The sequence below is a fragment of the Coxiella-like endosymbiont genome, from assembly GCF_002871095.1.
GTDB lineage: Bacteria > Pseudomonadota > Gammaproteobacteria > Coxiellales > Coxiellaceae > Coxiella.
The window spans coordinates 1-8891 of record NZ_NSHJ01000114.1 but is presented as its reverse complement, the minus strand read 5'-3'; the positions used below and the strand labels follow the sequence as shown (position 1 = coordinate 8891).

The window sequence follows — 8891 nt, the reverse complement described above, 5'->3', positions numbered from 1 at the left end:
TGGTTTAGATGTGATTGATATTTTTTGATTTAAAGTACTTCAAATCTTTTTTGAAGAACAGACTTATTAATTTAAATAAATTAATGGGTTATAAATTAATGGTTTATAAATAAAAAAGGAGGGTTATAAATAACGTTTTTGTAATTTTTCTTTTTATTTGTGGCATAAAAGAAATATTATAATAATAACGAACGATATAAAATAAAAAATTATTAGTTCTACATCTACAGAATCAATTATTTAAATAATTTATGTTAGAGTGCCTTTGATATTTTCTTCAAAGCACATAGGATTACATTATAGTTAGGGTAGGAATTTTAAATAATTTTAAATAATGTTATTAACAATTTTTTTAGCAATACGATCAATTGCATACACGAACTTATGTGATGTTTTTTCTAAGGCTTTTAATTTGATTCAGATAGTGACTGTGTTTGTGTATGTAATTTCTCACTGTTATACCAGTTTATGAAGTAATTTTAATAAAATCTATATCATTTATATTAATTATTAATGATAATAAAGTTATTTTAATTTAACAGTGATCAACCACATTAAATCTAGTTTTGCAAATTGTTGATCAATTCCCTATTATCTTTAAAATAGTTAATTCTTGGGTTTTAATAAAAGCTGTATGAAAAAAAAATTATTTATTTCAGTACTGTGTGGGGGCAATTCCACGGAGCACGAAATTTCTATTCAGTCGGCTCGAAACATTGTAGTAGGATTGAGCTCTGATAAATATAAGGTTTCAGTGATATATATTGATCAAACTGGTAAATGGTATTTTATTGACGATAAAGAAAATTTTTTAACTCGAAGACCTCAGGATTTAGTTTCTGCTGAAAAGGCTATCCCTATTACTATTGTGTTGGGAGAACAAATTAAACCTTGGCGAGTACTTAATGCTGAAAAGCATCTTGATGAACTGGACTGTGTCTTCCCTATGATTCATGGAACTCAAGGTGAAGACGGGGCTCTCCAGGGACTACTAGAACTTTTGAATCTACCTTACGTAGGTGCTGATGTTCAAAGTTCTTCTATTTGTATTGAAAAAGATATTACTAAAAGTTTACTACGAGCGGCGAAAGTACCCGTAGTTGACTGGTACACTTTGTGGCCTTTTGATCGACTAGAACAAGTTTATGAACGTCTGATTGATCAATGGAAAACCAGGGAGCTTTTTATGAAAGCTGTAAGCTTAGGTTCTTCTGTAGCTATTTTTCCTGTTAAAAGTGCAATAGAATTTAAAAAAAGAGCTGATAATATTTTTTGTTATGATGATCGCCTTATTGTTGAACCTAGAATTTGTGGACGGGAAATCGAATGTGCTGTATTGGGAAATGAAAATCCACAAGCTTCTTTACCGGCTGAAATCATATCTAACCATGATTTTTATTCTTACGAGGCAAAATATCTTGATCCAAATGGTGCGACTACTACGACTAGTGTTAGTCTTCCAGAAGAAATTATTCAAAAAATCCAACAGACAGCTATTGATGCTTTTAAGACTGTTCGTTGTTCCGGAATGGCGCGAGTAGATTTTTTTGTGACTCCCCAAAATCAGATCATGATAAATGAAATCAATACAATTCCAGGATTTACTAATATTAGTATGTATCCAAAAATGTGGGAAGCGACAGGTTTATCCTATTCAGAATTATTAGATCGATTAATTGAATTGGCCCTAGATCGCCATCAAAATCAACAAAAATTAATTCGTTGTCATCCAATTCATTAACAAACAATGAGAGAAATTCTTAAAATCTAATTTTAGTTCGATATGAATGGTTTTTAAAAACTTTAATCTAGAGTGAATTCAGAAATAGAGTATTAATTGATGAGTTCGTTTATCCATCTAAAAGTTCATAGCGAATATTCGATCGTTGATAGTGTGATACGTGTAGATCAACTTTTACAACGTATTGTGGATTTAAAAATGCCAGCGGTTGCTTTAACCGATGAAGTTAATCTTTTTGCGCTCATTAAATTTTATCGTGAGGCACTAAACAAAGGGGTAAAGCCGATTATTGGAGCCGAATTAATATTAGGCGAAGATAAAGAATTATTTCGTTTTTCGGTCCTTTGTAAAAACCAAATTGGTTTTCGTCATCTTATTCAATTGTTATCTCGAGCTTATCTTGAAGGACGTCAATGTGAGCAAGCCCTCATTCGATGGGAATGGTTAATGGAAGTAACAGAAGGTTTAATTATTTTGTCAGGAGGACGGCAAGGAGATGTAGGGCAAGCATTGTTGCAGAATCGAAATTTTTTAGCAGAAAAACGTTTAGCACGATGGTTAAAGTATTTTCCAGATCGATTTTATTTGGAATTACAGCGAACCCAACGTGATCAAGAAGAGGAATATATCTATTCCGCTGTAAAATTAGCTTTGGCTTACAATATTCCCGTAGTAGCCACTAATGATGTTCGCTTTTTACATCAAGAAGATTTTGAAGCACACGAAGCTCGGGTTTGTATCCATCAAGGATATCTATTAGATGATTCCAATCGTCCTCACGATTATAGTAATCAACAATATTTGAAAAGTACAGAAGAAATGAAAATACTATTTTCTGACATCCCTGAAGCTTTAGAAAATACTTTGGAAATTGCTAAACGCTGCAATGTTCAAGTTTCCTTAGGTAAAGTTTTTTTGCCTAAATTTCCTGTTCCAGATAATCGAACTGAAGAAGATTTTTTCCATGAACAAGCAAACCGTGGTTTAGAAGGACGCCTAGGTAAATCAAAGATCAACAACATTTATCAAGAACGATTAGAAAGAGAAATTTATGTTATTACAAAAATGGGATTTGCAGGCTATTTTTTAATTGTTGCTAATTTTGTTGCTTGGGCTAAAAAAAATGATATTCCAGTGGGTCCTGGTCGTGGTTCAGGAGCAGGATCTTTAGTAGCTTATTCGTTAGGTATCACGGAATTGGATCCTTTAAAACATGAATTATTATTCGAGCGGTTTTTAAATCTAGAACGCATTTCTATGCCAGATTTCGATATTGATTTTTGTATGGAAGGGCGAGATCGCGTTATTGATTATGTAGCAGAATGTTATGGTCATGATGCTGTAGCACAAATTATTACTTATGGCACTATGGCTGCACGCGCAGTTTTACGTGATGTAGGGCGCGTACTTGGATTACCCTATGGATATGTCGATAAAATCGCAAAACTCGTTCCTTTTGAACTGGGAATGACATTAAATAAAGCTATGAATCAAGAGAAAATATTAGCAAAATATTACGCAGAAGATGATGAAATTAAAAATCTTATTGATCTTGCGATGAAATTAGAAGGACTTGCACGTAATGCCGGGAAACATGCAGGAGGCGTGGTGATTGCACCTACTAAATTAACAGATTTTGTACCTCTTTATTCAGAACCTAATAATGGTCACGTAGTTACTCAATTTGATAAAGACGATATAGAAGCAGCCGGTCTTGTCAAATTTGATTTTCTTGGATTGCGCACATTGACTATCATCAAATGGGCAGTGCAAAGTGTGAATGCTAAACGCAAAACCCAAAATAAACCTTTATTGGATATTAGTACTATTCCCTTAGACGATAAAAAGACTTATAAACTTTTAAATAGTTGTGCTACTACTGCTGTATTTCAACTGGAATCACGAGGTATGAAAGAGTTAATTCGTCGTTTACAACCTGATAATTTTTCTGATATTATGGCATTATTAGCTTTATTTCGGCCGGGGCCTTTGAAATCGGGCATGGTAGATACTTTTATTGCTTGTAAACATGGTAAGCAAACTGTTCATTATATTCATCCTGATATAGAGTCTATTTTACGATCGACTTACGGAGTTATTCTTTATCAGGAGCAAGTTATGCAAATTGCTCAAGTGTTGGCAGGTTACTCCTTGGGAGCTGCTGATATTTTACGTCATGCGATGGGTAAGAAAAAACCCGAAGAAATGGCTAAACAACGGAAAATTTTCATAAAGGGTTCTACCTCCCGTGGATTAAAAGCTGATTTAGCGAATCAAATTTTTGATTTAATGGAGAAATTTTCAGGTTACGGATTTAATAAATCTCATTCAGCGGCTTATGCTCTGATTGCATATCAAACAGCTTGGTTAAAAGCTCTCTATCCGGCTGAATTTATGGCTGCAGTTTTATCGTCAGATATGAATAATACCGATAAAGTTGTCGGTTTTATTAATGAATGTCGTAAAATGGGGTTAGAATTATTACCGCCATCTATTAATCGTGGACAATATTTTTTTACAGTCAACGTCAAGGGCCAAATTGAATACGGTTTAGGGGCTATTAAGGGGGTTGGTGAATCTGCTGTTTTGAACATTGTGCTTTGCCGCGAAGAAGCAGGCGAATTTAAAGGGCTTTTTGATTTGTGTCATCGAGTAGATTTTCGAAAAGTTAATCGGCGTGTATTAGAACCTTTAATTAGGTCGGGTGCAATGGATGTTTTTGGGGTTCCGCGCTCATCTTTGATGAAATCCTTAGATAAAGCGCTTCAATCAGCTGAGCAAAAAAATCGTAATACTCAATTGGGTCAAAATGATTTATTTGATAATGAGTTAGATGCAAAACAAGAGGAATATTATGAAGATACCCTAGAATGGAATGATAATGAGCGGTTGAGAGGGGAAAAGAAAACTTTAGGTCTCTACGTAACTGGTCATCCCTTACAAACTTGTGAGAAGGAAATAAAAACCATAGGGGCTGTTCCCATTAACCAGTTAGTTGCTTTCAAAAAAAACACGATAGTAATGATTGCTGGTATGGTATTGGCAATACGAAATCTAATAACACGCAGCGGCAAGCGAATGGCTATTCTTACGCTTGAAGATTGTAGCGGAGTCATAGAAGTCACTGTATTTAGTGAGCTATATCAGCAGGTAGCAGAGGATTTAAATAAAGATACCATTTTGATTGTTCGTGGCAGTGTAGGTAAAGACGATTTTATGGGTGGATTAAAAATCGTAGCTAATCTTATTTGTACTTTGGATAAAATGCGAGAACAGGCTAAACGACTATTAATTCGAATTACAGCAAAAGAGGAAGTTGATCAATTGTTGATAAAACTGCCTCTTTTGGTTAAAAGTAATCTGAAAGGGAAATGTCCTATCACCATTATTTATCAAGGTGAAACTGCATCAGCTGAATTAATATTGGGTGAAACCTGGAAGGTTAAACCTAGTGAAAAACTTTTGAGTCAACTTAGTCAATTGTGTGGCAAAGATAAAGTGGAACTTGAATATTTAAAGACTTCCATCTAATTAAATCGTACTTGTAGTGTTATACATGAAGGATGAGAATAAGAAATAAATAGCTTTATATGTGGTATTAGTTATGAATCAATTTGCGTGATCAGATAGCGTTTTTTTCTTTAACTTTATGTATGGGAATTGGTTTGTCCTCTCATGAAAGAGAGGCTAAGGAGTGTAGTAATAATACCGTTTTTCCTTTTCCTTGTCTTACCATTAGCGATTATCAGGCTAATTTTATTAACTTTTATCCTTGCTTGCGGAAATTTATGGAGGTTTTTTTATTTCTTTTCTTACACCTGTAATGTTCTGGCATTACAAGCTTTCTCAAAAAAATTAAAGTCAGAAGAAGATACTACTTTAGTTTTGAGTTATCAAATTACTTTGTCATTATTTTTATTTCTTTTGACTGTTTTATTTGACTATTTTATATGATAAAATAGGGGTAATTTTTTTATTATCCGTTATAAAAATCTTTTTATTTTGTTTAATTTTTTAGTACTTGTGTATTTTTGCAATTATGGTATCTACGATATGTATCTCTCAGCAAAATAGTATACTAATTTATACTTTTGAACCTAGTGTTTTTAGAATTTTTATTTATCTTTTCAAGAGTGAAAAAAATTTATTTGAATAAATAGAGGCTTTTTGATTTTAATTACTTTTCTATTATTTAAATTAGCCTTTTTTAAAACAAACCGTAACCAGTAGCAATCAATAATGAATTTAGTAATTAAGTTATTATTATGAATATTTTGTTCAAGCAGTTAGCTGATTCAATTAAACATTTATCTGGAGATCGTATCGTTGGGAGTTTTAAGACCGCATTAGCTTCTTTGATCGGTATACGTATTGGAGAAATATTCCATTTAGCAATGCCACAATGGATTTTAATTACCATCGTTGTAATTATGGCTACCAATATTCGTATTGGTGGAGCAATAAGAAAATCTTATTTTCGACTATTAGGAACAATTATAGGGGCGTTTTTAGCTGGTATAGCTTTATTTTTTATAGGAAATCATTCTAATATTATTCATTTTATATTAATTCTATTGATAGGAGTTTTTGCGTATTTAGCTTCAAGCTCAACAGATATAGCTCAATTTGGTTTATTGGGTGCTACGACGATGATCATGATATTGGATATTCAAGCGCCTACGTTAAAAACAGCTGTTGACCGGACCTTAGAAATTTTCCTTGGAATTTTGATTGCTATCCTTGTTAGCCGTTTTGTTTTTCCTCGACACGCCAAAAAGCTTCTTCGTGTAAGTATTACCAATACCTTACACCAATTTCAGGCACTTTTTGAATTCTTTGTTACTAAAGAATTGACCTTCGATTCTGTAACAGAGAAAGAAAAAATTGAAAATACTGTCATGAGTGAGATTTTAAAACAGAGCACGTTATTGCAAGAGGCAATAAATGAAGATCATCGAGTAAAAAAGAAACGCTTTATTTACCAAGCTATTTTTTTGCTCGAAAGAAAATTATTAAGAAGCATTTATATGCTTCTCCAAACTATTCTAGCAGAGTCGGCACAAAAAATCCTAACTTTTTTTCAGAATAATGAGCTTTCTGAGCTATATCGCCTCATATTGGATTTATTTAATTTTTTAAGTGCACTCTCATCGCAACAAACACCTACAATTACTTTACTTCCTAAAGAAGAAATTTATGCTTTAATTAATAAAATAATAAAAATTCTCCTTCAATCTAAAGGAGGAGCTTATCGAATTATTAATGTTCATGCTTTTGAATTTTGTTTAGAGTATTTAGTCGGAGTATTATATGAACTCGAAAAATACTTACGTCAACTCAACTCTAAAGAGTATTTAGCAGAACATTAAAAAATCTTATAATAAGTAAAATGACGGACGTATAAATATTTTAATTGTAATCTAAGAGGTAATATTATACTCAATTTTAACTAAAATCTCTCGATAAAGTACTTAGCATTACAATGATTACAAGCAAGGGTACATTAAACAATCCAAGATACTTTTCTTTTCTTAAAAGACTCATTTTAAATAATCTTGTTATTTTAACAGGATAGCGGATACTACTAAAAGTATACTACTTTATTATTTATTTAATGTTAGTGTTTAAACTATTTTAAAAATAAATTTTTATATTGTTTTTTAGCATAACGAAGTATCAGCGGATGAATATCTATACAGAATAATATATACCCTTAAATGGGGTTCTTAAACTGTATAGTTATTGATTGTAACTAAAGCAAATAATATGATGCTTTTATGCAATTAAATTGCTCAAGCAGTTAGTTTGTACCTTCATTTTGGTTAATAATCTCTGATACTGAGTGTGTACAACCCTTTATGAGAGATCATTCATCGCTGCTACTCTTGTCCTTTTAATTACTTTATATGAAGTTTAATGTAGTTGGCACTTAGCCCCCTTAATTAAAGTAGATTGTGCTTACTTGTACTGAAGAATTATTGTTAACGATTATTATGTTTTTATAGTCTGGAAGTTTATTAGAGATGGGTACAATTAATGCTAACAATTCAGAATATGCCAGAATTTCTTTTAGGAAAGAGAGTTTTTTGGGTAAGACTTTCTTTTTTTATTCTTGGTTTGTTATCGCCGTTGTTCTTGGCTTTCTTTTAGATCTTATTATTATTGTATTCAGTTATATTCTCGGGTAAATATAATTACTTCCGTGCTATTGAAAGTACCCTAATATTGTTTTTTATATCTTAATTTTAGTTGTTGTGTATTATGTAAGAATCTAATTTTTTTATAATTTTCTTGAATTGTAGAATTAAAAATTCTAGGAGATTTATGATTTTATTAATATTAGTATATTACCTTTTTAAAATAAAAATAGTTAATAGTGTGGAGGTAGTTTTTTGAAGAATTCCTGAAATTTTAAAATTTTTGACCAATAAAATCTTGATTAAATTGATACTAGTGTTTCTGAAATTTAGACACCGTATAAATTTATAAAAATATAGATTTTAAAAAAATTAAAAAACTATCAACGCAAAATAGTTCTAAATTCTATTTTTCAGAATTATCCTCAATACAGCTAAAAATAAAGTTTTTAATAAGGAGAAGAATTTTTTGATAGTTAAATACTGCATTTGAGACATAAATAATTGGTGTATTACAAGACAAGAGAAAACAGTTTTTTTATGATCTCTATTATAGATCTATAATAGAGTAGTTAAATTTTTTTAAAGATATAATTTTGAATAGTTGTTTAAATGCATCAAAAGCAAGTAGGATGATTTTTGAACTATTCTACTGTAGGATCTCTCTTTAAGATCTAGAGCGAAATAAAGTCTATGATTAGGTGTGGACATCTTTTAGAAGATAAAGGTCAAATTTATTCATACACATAAAAACAAATAATATATAAAATTTTGAATCTTCTAATCAAATTAAAGAATTTATAAAATCAGTAGTTTAAATATATTTCAAGATTTATTGTAAATGATATAGAAATTTTAATTAGACAGATGAATTTCTAATTTCATAAAGCAGTTTATTGCCCTTCATTACTGAAATTTAGTAAATAAAAATAATAATAGCATTTGACTTTTATGCTTGATAAATATTATTTTTAATAGCTAAAAGTCTATATAAATTTTAAAATATTATATAA

General features: G+C 31.0%; 3 protein-coding genes. All 3 read left to right on the top strand.

The window, feature by feature from the left end; genetic code table 11:
- The first annotated feature begins 634 nt into the window (after window positions 1–634).
- The 3 genes from CLERM_RS02525 (at window position 635) to CLERM_RS02515 (ending at window position 7110) form a co-directional block, all read left to right on the top strand.
- Window positions 635–1741, top strand: a complete 1107-nt coding sequence (locus tag CLERM_RS02525; RefSeq protein ID WP_102157026.1) for a D-alanine--D-alanine ligase family protein — start codon at window positions 635–637, stop codon at window positions 1739–1741.
- Between the two features lie 96 nt (window positions 1742–1837).
- Entirely contained in the window at window positions 1838–5272 is a 3435-nt protein-coding gene (dnaE, locus tag CLERM_RS02520; RefSeq protein ID WP_102157025.1) for a DNA polymerase III subunit alpha, read from the top strand.
- 734 nt (window positions 5273–6006) lie between these two features.
- On the top strand, window positions 6007–7110 hold the full coding sequence (locus tag CLERM_RS02515) for an FUSC family protein (RefSeq protein ID WP_102157024.1): 1104 nt from the start codon (window positions 6007–6009) through the stop codon (window positions 7108–7110).
- Window positions 7111–8891: the final 1781 nt, after the last annotated feature.

Excerpts from the sequence above, each read along its gene's own strand:
- CLERM_RS02525 (WP_102157026.1), top strand. The coding sequence starts at position 635 with ATGAAAAAAAAATTATTTATTTCAGTACTGTGTGGGGGCAATTCCACG.
- CLERM_RS02515 (WP_102157024.1), top strand. The coding sequence starts at position 6,007 with ATGAATATTTTGTTCAAGCAGTTAGCTGATTCAATTAAACATTTATCT.